Source organism: Kitasatospora sp. NPDC101235, assembly GCF_044767505.1.
Taxonomy (GTDB): domain Bacteria; phylum Actinomycetota; class Actinomycetes; order Streptomycetales; family Streptomycetaceae; genus Kitasatospora.
Genome location: NZ_JBIWNZ010000005.1, coordinates 152,901 through 167,818, shown reverse-complemented (window position 1 = coordinate 167,818; position 14,918 = coordinate 152,901). Strand labels below are relative to the sequence as shown.

At 75.4% G+C, this 14,918-nt stretch carries 12 protein-coding genes; 5 read left to right on the top strand and 7 right to left on the bottom strand.

The genetic code is table 11. The features are described 5' to 3' along the window. The first annotated feature begins 20 nt into the window (after positions 1 to 20). Positions 21 to 728, top strand: coding sequence for an alpha/beta fold hydrolase (locus ACIRRH_RS11215; protein ID WP_403065052.1), 708 nt, complete (start codon positions 21 to 23; stop codon positions 726 to 728). 21 nt (positions 729 to 749) lie between these two features. Continuing rightward, positions 750 to 3,269 carry a beta-glucosidase gene (locus ACIRRH_RS11210; RefSeq protein WP_403065529.1) on the top strand — a complete coding sequence of 840 codons (2,520 nt, stop codon included), beginning with the start codon at positions 750 to 752 and terminating at the stop codon, positions 3,267 to 3,269. Positions 3,270 to 3,437: 168 nt separating this feature from the next. Here the strand turns inward: ACIRRH_RS11210 and ACIRRH_RS11205 are convergent, their stop codons facing one another. From ACIRRH_RS11205 to ACIRRH_RS11190, 4 genes are all read right to left on the bottom strand, one after another. Then, on the bottom strand, positions 3,438 to 3,992 hold the full coding sequence (locus ACIRRH_RS11205; protein ID WP_403065049.1) for a hypothetical protein: 555 nt from the start codon (positions 3,990 to 3,992) through the stop codon (positions 3,438 to 3,440). 143 nt (positions 3,993 to 4,135) lie between these two features. Beyond that, positions 4,136 to 4,510 carry a DUF488 domain-containing protein gene (locus ACIRRH_RS11200; protein WP_403065046.1) on the bottom strand — a complete coding sequence of 125 codons (375 nt, stop codon included), beginning with the start codon at positions 4,508 to 4,510 and terminating at the stop codon, positions 4,136 to 4,138. Positions 4,511 to 4,835: 325 nt separating this feature from the next. Further along, the gene (gene htpG, locus ACIRRH_RS11195) at positions 4,836 to 6,752 is read right to left on the bottom strand and encodes a molecular chaperone HtpG (RefSeq protein ID WP_403065043.1); all 1,917 of its coding nucleotides are present in this window, start codon (positions 6,750 to 6,752) and stop codon (positions 4,836 to 4,838) included. Continuing rightward, positions 6,745 to 8,961, bottom strand: a complete 2,217-nt coding sequence (locus tag ACIRRH_RS11190) for a BTAD domain-containing putative transcriptional regulator (protein WP_403065040.1) — start codon at positions 8,959 to 8,961, stop codon at positions 6,745 to 6,747. Before ACIRRH_RS11190 ends, htpG begins: the two co-directional genes overlap by 8 nt. Before the next feature lie 179 nt (positions 8,962 to 9,140). Here ACIRRH_RS11190 and ACIRRH_RS11185 point away from each other — a divergent pair, with 179 nt between their 5' ends. Next, positions 9,141 to 9,683: a hypothetical protein gene (locus ACIRRH_RS11185; RefSeq protein WP_403065037.1), complete on the top strand. Its 543-nt coding sequence runs from the start codon at positions 9,141 to 9,143 to the stop codon at positions 9,681 to 9,683. Between the two features lie 144 nt (positions 9,684 to 9,827). After that, positions 9,828 to 10,664, top strand: a complete 837-nt coding sequence (locus tag ACIRRH_RS11180; protein ID WP_403065034.1) for a hypothetical protein — start codon at positions 9,828 to 9,830, stop codon at positions 10,662 to 10,664. A 30-nt stretch (positions 10,665 to 10,694) separates the two neighbouring features. Here the strand turns inward: ACIRRH_RS11180 and ACIRRH_RS11175 are convergent, their stop codons facing one another. Both ACIRRH_RS11175 and ACIRRH_RS11170 read right to left on the bottom strand, forming a co-directional pair. Beyond that, a complete protein-coding gene (locus ACIRRH_RS11175) occupies positions 10,695 to 11,375 on the bottom strand; it encodes a pyruvate formate lyase family protein (protein ID WP_403065031.1) in 681 nt (226 codons plus the stop codon). Between the two features lie 208 nt (positions 11,376 to 11,583). Further along, entirely contained in the window at positions 11,584 to 12,453 is an 870-nt protein-coding gene (locus ACIRRH_RS11170; protein WP_403065028.1) for a universal stress protein, read from the bottom strand. 262 nt (positions 12,454 to 12,715) lie between these two features. Between ACIRRH_RS11170 and ACIRRH_RS11165 the strand changes: the two genes are divergently transcribed. Next, positions 12,716 to 14,401, top strand: coding sequence for a GAF domain-containing protein (locus ACIRRH_RS11165; RefSeq protein WP_403065526.1), 1,686 nt, complete (start codon positions 12,716 to 12,718; stop codon positions 14,399 to 14,401). 11 nt (positions 14,402 to 14,412) lie between these two features. Here the strand turns inward: ACIRRH_RS11165 and ACIRRH_RS11160 are convergent, their stop codons facing one another. Then, complete coding sequence (locus ACIRRH_RS11160) at positions 14,413 to 14,859, bottom strand: pyridoxamine 5'-phosphate oxidase family protein (RefSeq protein WP_403065026.1); 447 nt, start codon at positions 14,857 to 14,859, stop codon at positions 14,413 to 14,415. Between the last annotated feature and the right edge of the window lie 59 nt (positions 14,860 to 14,918).

Genomic DNA, 14,918 nt, shown 5'->3' with positions numbered 1-14,918 from the left:
ATCAGAAAGGTTTCGTTCCCATGAAGTTGCACACCCAGGAGTGGGGAAGCGGCGACCGGATCGCCCTGCTGGTCCACGGCATCATGTCCGACCACCGCACCTGGCGGCGGGTCGGCCCGGCGCTGGCCGAGCGCGGCTACCGGGTCATCGCCGTCGACCAGCGCGGCCACGGGCTGAGCCCGCGCGGTACGGGCGGGACCCCGCAGGAGCGCTACGCCCTGGACGCGTACGCCGAGGACCTGGCCGACACCCTGCCCGCCGGGGCCGAGCTGGCCATCGGGCACTCGCTCGGCGGCATCACCCTGCTGCGCGCCGTCGAGCGGCTGAAGCCGGCCCGCGCCGTGTACGTCGACCCGGGCTGGCAGTTCGCCCGGGCCGAGGGGGTGGACCCGGCGATGTTCGTGGAGTTCCGGCACGCCACCCGGGAGCAGATCACCGCCCTGAACCCGCGCTGGGAGAGCGCCGACGTCGACGTCGAGCTCGCCACCCTCGCCGCGTGGGACCCGGACTCCGCCCTGGCCATGCCCGGCCAGGAGTCCGGCCTGCCGGCCGCGCCCGCCGTGCCCTCCCTGGTGGTGCTGGCCGATCAGAGCTTCCTGGTGAGCGCCTCGGACGCCGAGCTGCTGCGGGCGCGCGGTTTCGAGGTGCGCACCGTGCCGGGCGCCGGACACACCGTGCACCGGGACGATCACGCCGGCTTCATGGCCGCGCTGGAAGGGTGGATCTGAGCCGTGAACGAGGAGAACGCCATGACCGCCGCCGGCCCTGACGCCCGGACCGGTACGGACGGCGCCCACACCCGCCGCGAGGCCGCCGTCGAGACCGCCCTCGCCCGGCTCGACCTGCCCGCCAAGGTCGCCCTGCTGGCCGGCGCAGACATGTGGTCGCTGCCCGCCAACGAGGAGATCGGCCTCGGCCGCCTGGTGATGTCGGACGGCCCGGCAGGCGTGCGCGGCGAGCAGTGGACCCCGGACGACCCGTCCGTCGCCCTCCCCTCGCCGACCGCGCTCGCCGCCACCTGGGACCTCGACCTGGTCCGCCGGGCCGGCCGGCTGCTGGCCCAGGAGGCCCGGCGCAAGGGCGCCCACGTGGTGCTCGCGCCGACCGTCAACCTGCACCGCAGCCCGCGCGGCGGACGCCACTTCGAGTGCTACTCGGAGGACCCGCTGCTCACCGGCGAGATCGGGGCGGCCCTGGTCTCCGGCGTCCAGGACGGCGGGGTCGGCACCACGCCCAAGCACTTCGTCGCCAACGACTCCGAGACCGACCGCTACACCGTCGACGTCCGGGTGGACGAGCGCACCCTGCGCGAGCTGTACCTGGCGCCGTTCGAGGCGATCGTCAAGAAGGCCCACCCGTGGGGCCTGATGGCCGCGTACAACGCCGTCAACGGTCCGACCATGAGCGAGCACGCCGAGCTCAACAACACCGTGCTGCGCGAGGAGTGGGGCTTCGACGGCATCCTGGTCTCGGACTGGACCGGCGCCCGGGACACCGTCCGGGCGGCGCTCGGCGGCCTCGACGTGGCGATGCCCGGCCCGGCCACCGTCTACGGCGAGCACTTGGTGAAGGCCGTCCGCGAGGGCCTGGTGCCCGAGACCGTGGTCGACGACCTGGCCCGCCGCGTCCTGCGGCTGGCCGCCCGGGTCGGCCTGCTGGAAGGGGCGCCGGCCGCCGTCCCGGCCGAGCGGCTGCCCGCGCCGGTCGACGGCGAGGCACTGGTGCGCGAACTGGCGGCGCGCTCCTTCGTGCTGCTGCGCAACGAGGGCGGCGTGCTGCCGCTCGACCCGGTGCCGGCCTCGGTGGCGCTGATCGGCGCGGCTGCGGCCGAGACCCGGATCGGCGGGGGCGGCAGCGCCCAGGTCTTCCCGACCCGGGTGGTCAGCCCGCTGGACGGCCTGCGGGCCGCGCTCGGCGCGGGCGGCGAACTGCGCCACGAGATCGGCGCGGACCCGCGCACCTTCCTCCCGCCGGCCGCCGTCCCGTGCACCGCCGACCTGCTCGGCGCCGACGGGGCGTCGCTCGGCACGGCCGCACTGGCGGACGGCAGCGTCCGCTGGCTGGGCGCGCTGCCCGGCGGCGCCGCCTTCGCCGACCTCGCTCGGGTCCGGCTGACCGGCACCCTGGCCGCGGGTTGCGGCGGGCGGCACCGGCTGGCCGTCCGCGGTGTCGGCCGGTTCACGCTGGAGGCGGACGGCGAGGTGCTCTTCGACGGGGTGCTGCTGCCCGAGGGCGAGGACCCGGCTGCGGCGTTCCTCAACCCGCCGGAGCGCCGCTTCGACCTGGACCTCGCCGAGGGCCGGGAGGCCGCGGTCACGCTGACGTACACCATGCCGGAGGCGAGCGACTTCGCCGGCTTCGGCCTGGTCTCCTTCGCGCTCGGCCACGCCGCGCCGACCGCCTCCCCGGACGAGCTGATCGAGCGGGCCGTCGAGGCCGCCCGGGAGGCCGAGGTCGCGGTGGTCGTGGTCGGCACCACCGAGGAGGTGGAGAGCGAGGGCGTGGACCGGGCCGGCCTGCGCCTGCCCGGCCGCCAGGACGAACTGGTCGCCAGGGTGGCGGCCGCCAACCCCCGTACGGTGGTGGTGGTCAACGCCGGCGCCCCGGTGCTGATGCCCTGGCGCGACTCGGTGGCCGCCGTGCTGCTCGCCTGGTTCCCCGGCCAGCAGGCCGGCGAGGCGCTCGCCGACGTGCTGCTCGGCACGGTCGAGCCCGGCGGGCGGCTGCCCACCACCTGGCCCGCGGAGGAGGCCGACGCCCCGGTCTGGGAGGTCGTGCCCACCGACGGCCGGCTCGACTACGCCGAGGGCCTGTTCATCGGCTACCGGGCCTGGCAGCGCCGGGCCGCAGCCGCCCCCGCGTACTGGTTCGGGGCCGGCGGCGGGTACACCAGCTGGTCCTACGAGGGCCTGGAGGCGCGGCTGGCGGACGGGTCCACCGGGGCTTCGGCCGAGGTTCTGGCCGAGGTGACCGTCCGGGTGCGCAACACCGGCGAGCGGGCCGGGCGCGAGGTGGTGCAGGTGTACCTGGCCACCGACGGCTCCGACCGCAGCCGCCCGGACCGCCAGCTGGCCGGTTTCGCGGTGGTCGAGGCCGCGCCGGGCGCCGTCGCGACCGCCCGGATCACCGTGCCGCGCCGGGCCGTGCAGAGCTGGGACACCGCCGCCCGCGCCTGGCGCACCAACCCGGGCGTGCACACCGTCGAGGCCGGCCGCAGCGCCGGGGACCTTCCGCTCGCGGTGGCCCTGGTGGTGCCGGCGCAGGTCTGACGTCCGCCCGGCCCCGGGGAGGGGCCCCGGCGTGCGACCTGCCGCACGCCGGGGCCCCTCCCGGCCTCTCGGAGCGCCTCGACGGGCGAAGGCCGTCGCCTGAGCCCGGACCGCCGGGGCCGGCCGCCCCTGCCGCGGGTTCCGGCGGCAGGGGTGGGCCCGCGATGGTCAGCCGAGCATCACGCCGGTCTCCCGGGCCAGGGTGTCCAGGCCGTACCGGGTCACGTGCTCGACGTTCTCCAGGTCGATCGTGCGGACGCCCTCGGCGGCCAGCCGCTCGTTGATCTCGTCCAGGTGCTGCTGGACGAGGTGCTTCTCCGCATCGGTGGTGCGGCCCTTGTGCGGCCGCCCGGCGTGCTCCAGGCTGGCGTAGTTGACCCGTTCCCGGCCGGCGGCGACCGCCGTCCCGGACGTGGCGGCCCGGGCGGCCGGCCTGGCGCCGCGCAGCACCTCGGCCATCGGCGCGGCCGAGGCCAGCCGGTCGAACGCCTCGGCCTCCATCACCACCGTCTGCGGCTCCGCCCGGTCCGGGTGGTGCAGCTCGACCGTGACCAGGTCGAGCGCCAGCTCCCGCACCTCGCCCAACTCCCCGGCGAGCGCGTCGATCTCGACCGGACCGTCCGTCAGGTCGGGGTGCTGGAGCACCACGACCCGCACCAGGTCCCCGTCGTTCTCCGCGTGCTTGCCGGTCAGGTCCGAGAACCGGATGATCTTCTGGCCCATGTCTTCCTCTCCTGCCCCTGTGATCAGCCGAGAGCCTACGCCCGGATGATCATCGACGCCGCTCCGACCGGACCGGCGCCGACCCGGGGCGGCCGATCGGCGGGGCCAAGGCGCTGACGGGCAGGTGGAGTTCGGGCCGTCCGTCAGGCCGAACGGCCTTCCGTCCCGGACAGCCACTCGGCGAGGACGGCGGCCTGGCTGTGGTCCACGTCCCTGGTGGCGGTGAGCAGCGTGAGCCGGCCGTGGCCGGCGAGCTCGCGCAGGTGGCCGACCGCGTCGCGGTGTCCGGCGTCCCGCAGCTCGGCGTGGTAGCGGCGGCGGAACTCGGCGTAGCGGCTCGGCTCGTGGCCGTACCAGCGGCGCAGTTCGGTGGACGGCGCGACGTCGCGCAGCCACTCGTCCAGGTGCGCGTCCTCCTTGCGCACGCCGCGCGGCCAGACCCGGTCGACCAGGACCCGCTGCCCGTCCCGGGGCGAGGACTCCTCGTAGACCCGCCGGTAGGTGATCTGTGCGGCCATCGCGACGCCTCCCGGGTCGAGCGGCCGGACCGTACGCCTGCGGTCCGGCTCCGGACCGGTGACCGGGCTCCGGACACCGGTGGAACGGGGCTCCTGCGGGGCCCGCGCGCCCGCCACAGCCGCCGTCGACCCGGCCATCCTATCGAGCACCGGACGCGGGCTCCTGTCGAGGAGCGCGGACGACCGGCGCGAAGGCGGCCCGCGGCCGGCTGTGGCCACCGGGGCCGCCGGCCCGGTCCCGGTGGCGGACCCCTGGTGCGGGCTCCCGGCGCCGGACCGGCGGGGGCGGGGTGCGACCGGACGGCGGCCGGTCGCACCCCGCAGGTCACAGCGCCCGGGTCAGCCGGTCGGTGAGCAGCCGGGTGAAGCGGGCCGGATCGGCCAGCTCACCGCCCTCGGCGAGCAGCGCGCCGCCGTGGACCAGCTCGGCGATCTCCGTCAGCGCGGGGTCGGCCGGGTCGGCCTCGTGCGCCGTCCGCAGCGCGGTGACCAGGGGGTGCGCCGGGTTGAGTTCGAGGATCCGCTTGACCTGGGGCACCTGCTGACCCATCGCCCGGTACATCTTCTCCAGGGTCGGGGTCATGTCGTGGGCGTCGCCGACGAGGCACGCCGCGGAGGTCGTCAGCCGCGACGACAGGCGGACCTGCTTGACCTGCTCGGACAGGGCCGTGGTCAGCCAGGTCAGCAGGGCGGCGAAGTCCTGGTCGCGCTTGACCTTCTCGGCATCGGCCGCCTCGTCCCCGTCGGCGGGCTCGTCGAGGTCGACCTGGCCCTTGGCGATGGACTGGAGGCGGTGGCCGTCGAAGCCCGGGACCCGCTCCACCCAGACCTCGTCGACGGGGTCGGTGAGGATCAGCACCTCGTACCCCTTGGCGCGGAAGGCCTCCAGGTGCGGGGAGTTCTCCACCGTGGCCCGGGTCTCGCCGGTCAGGTAGTAGATCGCTTCCTGGCCGTCCTTCATGCGCTCGACGTACTCGCGCAGGGTGGTGGTCCGGTCCGGGTCGTGGGTGGAGGCGGCCGACACCAGTTCCAGCAGGGCCTCGGTGTTGTCGGTGTCCTCGATCAGGCCCTCCTTCAGCACGCGGCCGAACTGGGACCAGAACGACGCGTAGGCCTCGGCGTCGCCGGCCTGCATCTCCTTGACCGCGCCGAGGACCTTCTTGACCAGGCGCCGACGTACCGCGCGGATCTGCCGGTCGTGCTGGAGGATCTCGCGGGAGATGTTCAGCGACAGATCGTGGGTGTCCACCACGCCCTTGACGAAGCGCAGGTAGTCGGGCATCAGCGCTTCGCAGTCGTCCATGATGAACACCCGCTTGACGTACAGCTGCACGCCGCGCCTGGGTTCGCGGGAGAACAGGTCGAACGGTGCCTGCGCGGGGAGGAAGAGCAGCGCCTCGTACTCGAAGGTGCCCTCGGCGCGCATGTGGACGGTCTTGGCCGGGGCCTGCCAGTCGTGGCTGATCTGCTGGTAGAACTCGTGGTACTCGGCCTCGGTCACCTCGTTGCGCGGCCGGGCCCAGAGGGCCTTCATCGAGTTGAGCGTGTCGACCTCGGTGGTGGTGGCGCCCTCGGCACCGGTCCGCTCGGTGGCCATCCGGATGGGCCAGCGGATGAAGTCCGAGTACTGCTTGACGATCTGGCGGATCTTCGGCTCGGCCAGGTAGTCGGCCAGACCGTCCTCGCCGTCGACGGGCTTGAGGTGCAGGGTGACGGAGGTACCCACCGGAAGCCCGTCGACGTCCCGGAGCTCGTAGGTGCCCTCGCCGGCGGACTCCCACTGGGTGCCGGCGTCGGTGCCGGCCCGGCGGGTGCGCAGGGTGACCTTGTCGGCGACCATGAACGCCGAGTAGAAACCGACGCCGAACTGCCCGATCAGACTCTGCGCCGCCGCGGCGTCCTCGGCGCCCTTGAGCTTCTCCAGCAGGCCCGCGGTGCCGGACTTGGCGATCGTGCCGATCAGCTCCACGATCTCGTCCCGGCTCATGCCGATCCCGTTGTCGCGGACGGTCAGCGTCCGGGCGTCGTGGTCGACGTCCAGTGCGATGTGCAGGTCCGAGGTGTCGGCCGCGACGTCGGGGTCGGTCAGCGATTCCAGCCGGATCTTGTCCAGTGCGTCGGAGGCGTTCGAGATCAGCTCGCGCAGGAAGATGTCCTTGTTCGAGTAGATCGAGTGGATCACCAACCGGAGCAACTGACGGGTCTCTGCCTGGAATTCCAGCGTCTCGACAGTGCTACCCACTCTGGGGCTTCCTTTCTGTCCGAAGGGAACGGAGGGTACGGACGGGCCTGGGCCCGGGCGGCTCGCCGCCGGTACCGCATGGTAGATCGTGGACGGGCGGGGGAGCACCGTGGACCGGTCGGGTGGGCGTGGGCGCCCCGGTCGGCCGGGGCCGTCGGCCGGGGCCGGGCTCGGGGTCGTCCGGCGCTGTGACCGCGTCGGCGGCCGCGGCTGCCAGGCGGTCGACCTCGACAAATGCGTCGAGGTGGTGGCCCGGGTTCCAGGGGTGGTCGGCGGCGGGTGGGGCGGGCAGGAAGGCGGGGGAGCGGCCGCGGTGGAGGTACCAGGAGCCGAGGCGTTCCAGGGCGGCGCGGCGCTCGGCGGCGCTGGTCTCGACGGAGCAGCGCTCGGCGGCGTAGAGGCGCAGGAGGTCGTTGAGCCGGTAGCGGTCGCGTTCTTCGAGGGTGAGCAGGTGGGCAGCGGCCAGCCGGTCGAGGACGGGCCGGACGGCGGCGGCCGGGGCGCCGGCCAGGGCGGCGGCCGCGTCGGAGCCGATGCCGACGGCCGGGACCAAGGTGAGCAGCCGGAGCAGCGCTCGGGCCTCGGCGGGGAGCGAGCGGTAGGAGAGGTCGAAGGCGGCGCGGACCGCCGAGGTGTCGTCGCCCTCGATCTGGAGGGCGCTCAACCGGGTTTCTGCGTCGAGGAGTTCGGCGGCGTGGTCGGTGAGGCTGCGGTCCGGGCAGGCGGCGAGGCGGCTCGCGGTGACGGCCAGGGCGAGGGGCAGCCGGCCGCAGGCGGCGGTGAGTTCGGCCGCGGCGCGCGGCTCGGCGCGGGTGCGGTGCTCGCCGATGATGCGGGCCAGCAGTTCGAGGGCCTGGTGGGCGGGCAGGACGTCGAGCACCAGGGGCCGGGCGCCGTTGCGGACGGCCAGTCCGTCGAGCCGGGTGCGGCTGGTGACCACCGTGCGGCAGTCCGGGGCGCCCGGCAGCAGCGGGCGGACCTGCTCGGCGTCGCGGGCGTTGTCGAGGACCACGAGCAGCCGGCGGTCGGCCAGCAGGGAGCGGTAGAGCGCGGCCGCCTCGTCCGGTGCCGCGGGGATCCGGTCGCCGGGCACGCCCAGGGCGCGCAGGAAGCGGGCCAGGACGGTGTGCGGGGCGAGTGGTGCGTCGAGGGAGTATCCGTGCAGGTCGGCGTAGAGCTGACCGTCCGGGAACCGGTCCCGGACGCGGTGGGCCCAGTCCACGGCGAGGGTGGTCTTGCCGACCCCGGCCGGTCCCGAGACCGCGCACACGGCGGCGGCCGGCCCGGTCTCCTGTGGAGCCGGGGAGGCGAGCAGCGAGTCCAGGACGCGCAGTTCCGTGCTCCGTCCGACGAAGGTGGCCAGGGCGGGCGGGAGTTGGGCGGGTGGTGGTTCCGGCGCCTGCGCCGGGGGAACCGCCGCAGGGGTCGGTGCCTCCTCGGCCCGGGGCGAGGCGGCGGGGACCGGCTCGGTGGCCAGCAGTTCCAGGTGCAGTGCCCGTAGCCCGGGCCCGGGGTCGAGCCCGAGCTCGTCGGCCAGGCGCTCGGCGAACCGGCGGTAGGCGGCGAGCCCTTCGGGTGTGCGTCCGGAGCCGTGCAGGGCCCGCATCAGCTGTCCGGTGAAGCGTTCCCGCAGCGGCTGGTCGGCGACCAGCGCGGTCAGTTCGGGCACGGCCGCGCGGTGCCGGCCGAGGGCGAGCTCCAGGTCGAGGCACTCCTCCCAGGCGGTCAGCCGCAGTTCGTCCAGCGCGACGGCGCCCGGGGCGTCCGCGTCCACGGCGAGTCCGTCCAGTGCCGGTCCGCGCCACAGGGCGAGCGCCGCGCGGAGCCCGTCGACCGCGTCCGGGGTCCGTCCGGCGGCGGCTTCGCCGCGGGCGAGGGCGAGCCGGTCGGTGAAGTCGCGGGCGTCCAGTCGGTGGCCGGTGAGGGTGATGCGGTAGCCGCGGCCGTCGGTCAGCAGGACGGGCGGCGCGTCCGGGTCGGCCTCGGCGAAGCGGCGCCGCAGCAGCCCGGCGAGGTTGCGGACCTGGCGGGTGGCGGTGGCCGGCGGCCGCTCGTCCCAGACGGCGTCCACCAGACGGGCGACCGGAACGGAGCTGTCCGCGTTGAGCAGCAGGGCGGCGAGCAGCCGTTCCTGCCGGGAGCCTTCGGAGGGGACGCGTCGGCCGTCGCCGGTCCACACCTCCAGCGAGCCGAGGATCCTGAACTCCACACGTCCCTCCCTGGGGCCCGCGCGGCCGGTGAGGACCGCCGCTGTGGTGGATGGGCGCGAGTCGTGACGAATCGATGATCAGATCATGCCAGTTGTGTGCGTTCGGTTGAGAACTTTGTCAGGCACCGGCCGAAACGAGCCGGTGGCCGACGAGACACCCCGACCCACAGGAGCAGTTGATGAACCGTCTGAAGAAGGCCGTCGCCACCGCGACCGCCGTCGCCGCGGCCGCCCTGATCCCGCTCACCGCCGCCCCGGCCTCCGCCGCCACCGGGCCGGCCACCCACCTGGGGATGACCTGGTCCGTCGTCTCCTACGGCCCGGAGGGCACCGTCCAGGTCGGCGGCCCCGGCGGCAGCCCGAGCAACGCCTACAGCGGCGACACCGCGCCGTCCGTCTCGCTGCCCGTGCTCTGCCTCAACGTCGACGGCAGCCCGGCCCCGGACGGTCTCACCATCGCCTTCCACAACGGCTGGGCGCAGGGCACCGTCGCCCTCAGCCAGCCGGTCAAGGGCTCCCGCCTCAACAGCCGGGCCGCGGCGGACAGCGTCTGCCAGGCCGCCTTCGGCGCCGCCTGGCGCGAGGCCGAGTTCCACGACGGCCGCTACGGGCCCGACCTGTCGCTGACCGGTGGCTGGACCTTCTGGGCCTACGGCAACATCCCGAACAACACCCGGTTCTGGACGGCCATCAACGACCAGCCGGCCAACCCCTGGAACTGACCGGGCGGAAGCCGCCGACGCGCCCGCCCACCCGGCGGGCGCGCCGCGGCGGCCACTTCCGGGATTCGCCGACGGGCCGTCGGGGTACGCCGTACGCTCGGGCGCAGGCGGCCGGCCGCCGCCCGGAACCCGGAGGAGGACGGCGTGGACACGGCTTCCGTACGGCAGGACACGGCTGCGGGGCGCCGCCCCGGCGGGCCCCGGATCGACCCGCTGCTCGCCGACCGCGTCACCGAGGCGCTCCTCCTGGCCGGCCTGCCCGTCGGCTACGGCGGGCACGGGCCCGGCGTCCAGCTGCGCCCGGCCGAGCCGCACGACGACTCCGACGACTGCGCCGGCCTGATCGCCCTGCACTGGGAGCCCGGCCCCCGGCTGGCGGCCGCCGCGGCGATGGAACAGCCCCACCAGCCCGCGTCCTGCGCCCGACGGGTCGTCAGCAGCAGCATGCGGAACGCGCTGGCGGAGTTCCTGCCGGCCTTCGGCATCGAGGTCGTGGCCGGCCGGCTCGACGGGGAGACCAGGGTCGGCCGTGCCGGCGGCCCCGCTCCGGCCACCGGCCAGGACGCCTTTGTCCCGGCCCCGGCCGGGCCCCGCCCGCAGGACCTCGGCATCGGCGCGGACGTCGTCGACGCGGTGCGCCGCACCGCCGCGCTCGCCGGCCTGCCCGTCGCCGACCACCTGCACGCGCCCGGCATCACCCTCACGCCGTGCCGGCCCGTCGACGACGGTGACGACACCACCGGAGTCGCCGACCTCCGCTGGAACCCCTCCCGCCGCCTGTCCGCTGCCGCCGACGGCGGCGACACCCCCGCCGCCGAGCGGGCCGCGCACGCCCGCACCGCCGTCCAGGACGCGATGCGTCACGCCTTCGGCGCCGTCCTCGGCGCCTGCGGCCTCGACCTCCAGTGGCGACGGCCGGCCGCGCTCCCGTACCAGCTGCGCGCCTACGGGCCCGTCGAGCAGCCGCCGGTACGGCGCTGACTCCCGCCGGAGCGAACCCTCCGGAGTGGCTCAGACGGCGTACAGTCCGTGCGCGGCGAACACCGACCTGGCCTCGGCGGTCTGTTCAGGAGTGGGCACGGGCGTGTCGGCGAGGGGGAAGTCCAGGCCGAGCGCGAGCCACTTGGGGGCGCCGAGCTTGTGGAAGGGCAGCACGTCGACGCGGGTGACGTTGCCGAGCGAGGCGGCGAACGCGGCGACGCCCTCGACGTTCGCGGCGGGGTCGACCGCCGTGTGACCGGGCAGCGGCTCGCCCCTGTGGGTCTTGCGGTACCGGGTGAAGACCTTCTCCAGCTCCGGGTCGACCGGGTAGCCGTAGGTGCGCAGCGCGCCGGCGACCATCCGCCAGCCGCCGTTCGGCATGATCGCGCGCCTGAGCGGGGCGTCGGTCTGCAGGCCGACGATCAACTCCCGCTCCCGGTCGATGTATCCGGGCGCGTGCGCGGTGATGCCGGACGGGATGTCGTACGCGATGTCGTAGACGCCCCTGGCGCGCTCCTTCGGGAAGAGGTCGGTGATCCGCCGCCACACCGCGGCGGTCCGCTCGGTCGGGCCGACGAGGAAGGCCGCGTCGCCCTCGTACGGGGTGTAGTTGCGCTGGATGAAGTCGCGGACGTCGATCGCGTCCCGCCACAGGCCGCCCTGGAAGCCGTCCCAGGCGCTCGTGGTCCGACTCCGCTGCGAGGTGGTCATGTCGGTGTCCTCTTCTCAGGCCTGGTCGCCGTAGTAGGCCCGGCGCATCAGCTGTTGCATGTCGGCGACCATCGGCATCCGGGGGTTGGCCGGGGCGCACCGGTCGTTCGGGGCGCCGGGGGACCGGCCCCATGGGACCCGCTCCCGGCCGAAGGTCCCGGGCCCGCCGCGCGGTTGGTCCCGCGTCCGGGGCCCGGGGGCGGCCGGGTCAGGCGTGCGGCACGACGGCGACCGGGCCGTGGGCGTGGTGGAGCACCGACTGGGCGACCGCGCCCAGCCGGGGCCCGGCCATCGGGTGGGAAGGCGCGCGCCGTCCGAGCACGACCAGCGAGGCGGTGCGGGAGGCCTCCACGAGCAGCCGGCTCGGGCTCCAGGCGCACACGTCCACCTCGGTGCGGACCCCGGGGAACTTGTCCTGCCAGCGCGACAGCGCGTCCTGGAGCCGCACCTGCTCGGCGGCCACCAGCGACTCCCCGATCTCCCGCTGGTCCACCGGCGCCTCGGTGGTGTACGGCCCGTGGAAGGTGTCGCGGCTCTCCAACACCCGCAGAGGGACGCCGCCGGCCGCCGCGTGCCGGAAGGCGAAGGCGAGCACGGCGTCGCACGGCCGGTCGCCCTGCACGCCCACGACCACCTCGCCGGGCCCCGCGGCGGGCTCCACGGGACCGGCCGGGCCGGCGGGGACCAGCACCACCGGGCACTCGGCCCGGGCGGCGGCCCGCAGCCCGACCGATCCGACCAGCAGCCCGGCGAAGCCGCCCAGGCCGCGCGACCCGAGGACCAGCAGAGCGGCCCGCCGGGAGGCGGCGGCCAGCGCGTAGGCGGGGTTCCCGGGGACGATGTCGCAGGAGACCGTCAGCTCCGGCAGCGCGGCCGTGATCCGGTCCCGGATCGAGGCCACCGGCTGCGGCAGCGGGCTCCCGCCGCCGAGGTCGCGCTCCAGGGCGTCCACCTCGCCTCCCGCGACGTGGACCATCCGCAGCGCGCGCCCGTTGCGGTGGGCCTCGTGGGCGGCCCACTCGGCCGCCGCCGCGCTCTGCACCGAACCGTCGATCCCCACCAGCACGTCGTGCGACATGTCAGTGACCTCCCTGGTCAGCGGACGGCCCCGGCGTCGGCAGCCGCGGTCCCGTCCGGTGACCAGACTCCCGCCGGACAGGTGGTCCGCCCCAGGGGCCGACCAGCCCCGGTCGCGCACCGAAGGTCCCGGCCCGCGGGGCCGCCGGGAGGGCCGGAAGCCGCACGGTTGCCACCCCGCGGTTCGTCCCCGTCTGCGACAATCGGCCGCGACCGCGGCGACGAGGAGGGTGCCCGTGAGCGGCGAGACGGTACGGTCACGGATGCCGCAACTGCGGCTGGACGAACTGCTGGAGGAACTCCAGGCACGGATCGACGTGGCCCGGGGCACCAGGGACCGGGTGCACAGCCTGCTGGAGGCGGTGCTGTCGGTCGGCCGGGAGCTGGACCTGACGCAGGTACTGCGGAGGATCGTGGAGGCCGCGGCCGTCCTGGTGGACGCCCGCTACGCCGCGCTCGGGGTGATCGGGCCGGACGGGGAGACCCTCTCGCAGTTCCACACGGTCGGACTGTCGGACGAGGAGATCGAACGGATCGGGCCCTACCCGACCGGCCGGGGCCTGCTGGGCGAGCTGATCCACCACCCGGCGACGCTGCGGCTGGCCGACCTCACCGAGCACTCCTCCTCGGTGGGCTGCCCGGTGCACCACCCCGTGATGCGGACCTTCCTCGGGGTGCCGGTGCGCGTGCGCGACGAGGTGTTCGGCAACCTCTACCTGACCGACAAGCAGGGCGGGGAGGAGTTCGACGCCGACGACGAGGCGGTGATCTCCACGCTGGCCGTGGCGGCCGGCGTGGCGATCGACAACGCCCGGCTGTACGAGGAGGCCCAGCGCCAGCAGCGGTGGCTGAGCGCGAGTGCGGAGATCACCCGCGCGCTGCTGTCCGGCGGCTCCCGCTCCGAGGTGCTGGAGCTGATCGCCCAGCGGGCCCGGGAGATCACCGGCGCGGACCTGGCGGACGTCTCCGTACCGGTGACCGGGACCGGGACGGTCCGGGTGGAGCTGGCACTCGGCGGCGACGCCGTCGGCCGGTCGGGCCTGGTGGTGCCTCTGGAGGGGTCCCTGTCGGGTGCGGCCTGCGCCTCGGGGGTGCCGGTGACCACGGTGGACCTGGCGGGTGACCCCCGGCTCTCGGCGGGGCCGAGCCGCTTCGGCGGGCTCGGACCGGCGGTCGCGGTGCCGCTGGGCCGGGCCGAGGGGCAGATCGACGGCGTGCTGCTGCTGGCCAGGGAGGCGGGCCGGCCCGAGTTCTCCGACGGGGAGACCGGGCCGCTGCTGGGCTTCGCCGACCAGGCCGCGCTGGCCCTGGAGCTGGCGGAGCGCCGCAGGGACGCCGAACAGCTGGCGATGCTGGAGGACCGCGACCGGATCGCCCGCGACCTGCACGACCTGGCCATCCAGCGGCTGTTCGCCACCGGGATGACGCTGCAGAGCGCCGCCCGGTTCATCGACCACGCCACCGCCTCGGACCGGGTGCTGCGCGCGGTGGGGGACCTGGACGAGACCATCAAGATCATCAGGTCGACCATCTTCGGCCTCCGGGCCAGGGAGGAGGCCGCCGGCCACGGCCTGCGGGCCAGGGCCGTCCGTACGGTGGAGCAGGCGCAGGCGGTGCTCGGCTTCGCACCGCGGCTGAGCATGGAGGGCCTGCTGGACACCGACGTCCCGTCGGAGGTGGCCGAGCACGTCCTCGCCGTCCTGGCCGAGGCGTTGAGCAACGCGGCCCGGCACGCGGGGGCGGGCCGGGTCGAGGTCGTGCTCCAGGCCTCCGGCGGGCGGGTGCTGGTGTCCGTGCAGGACGACGGCGTCGGCGTCCCCGAACAGGGGCGGCGCAGCGGGCTGTCGAACCTGGCGGAGCGGGCGCGGACGCTGGACGGGTCGTTCGAGCTGGTCCGCCCGGCGGAGGGCGGGACCCAGGTGGTCTGGTCGGCCCCGCTGCCGGTCTGAGCGGGGCGGTCCTAGGACCGGGTGTCCGGGAGCAGGAGCCCGGTGACGAGTTCGGGCCGGATCCGGATGGAGACCTGGCGGGGCGGCCGGACCGCCGGGACGGACGGGTCCTCCCCGGCGGACCGGTCCTCCCGGGCGGGCGGGACCTCCTCGACGGGGAGCTCCGAGACGTCGGCCCGTCCCAGCACGGTCACGCTCCAGCCGGTTCCGTCCGCCTCGTCGATCTCGCCCGCCTCGAACGCCACCAGGGCGCCGGAGACGGCGCGGACCAGTTCGGAGTGCGCGGCGGCGCGCACCAGCACGCTCCCGTCGCCGCCGATCCGGTAGGGGACCGGTCGGACGGCCGGCAGCGCGCCGACCGTGTACACCACGCGGCCGACCGAACTGCCGGCCAGCAGGCGGAAGCAGTGCTGCTCGTCCAGGGCCGGGTGCGCGGCGGGGATGCGGTCGGGTTCCATACCTTCGATTGTTCGCATCGCGCGGGGAACGGGGGAGGGTCGTTCGGTCCCTGCCCGAC

What these genes read in the sequence shown, in the direction of transcription:
- ACIRRH_RS11215 (WP_403065052.1), top strand. Translation starts at nt 21, where the DNA reads ATGAAGTTGCACACCCAGGAGTGGGGAAGCGGCGACCGGATCGCCCTG.
- ACIRRH_RS11200 (WP_403065046.1), bottom strand. Translation starts at nt 4,510, where the DNA reads ATGGCCGCACAGATCACCTACCGGCGGGTCTACGAGGAGTCCTCGCCC.
- ACIRRH_RS11175 (WP_403065031.1), bottom strand. Translation starts at nt 11,375, where the DNA reads ATGACCACCTCGCAGCGGAGTCGGACCACGAGCGCCTGGGACGGCTTC.
- ACIRRH_RS11170 (WP_403065028.1), bottom strand. Translation starts at nt 12,453, where the DNA reads ATGTCGCACGACGTGCTGGTGGGGATCGACGGTTCGGTGCAGAGCGCG.
- ACIRRH_RS11165 (WP_403065526.1), top strand. Translation starts at nt 12,716, where the DNA reads ATGCCGCAACTGCGGCTGGACGAACTGCTGGAGGAACTCCAGGCACGG.
- ACIRRH_RS11185 (WP_403065037.1), top strand. Translation starts at nt 9,141, where the DNA reads ATGAACCGTCTGAAGAAGGCCGTCGCCACCGCGACCGCCGTCGCCGCG.
- ACIRRH_RS11205 (WP_403065049.1), bottom strand. Translation starts at nt 3,992, where the DNA reads ATGGGCCAGAAGATCATCCGGTTCTCGGACCTGACCGGCAAGCACGCG.
- ACIRRH_RS11160 (WP_403065026.1), bottom strand. Translation starts at nt 14,859, where the DNA reads ATGGAACCCGACCGCATCCCCGCCGCGCACCCGGCCCTGGACGAGCAG.
- ACIRRH_RS11210 (WP_403065529.1), top strand. Translation starts at nt 750, where the DNA reads ATGACCGCCGCCGGCCCTGACGCCCGGACCGGTACGGACGGCGCCCAC.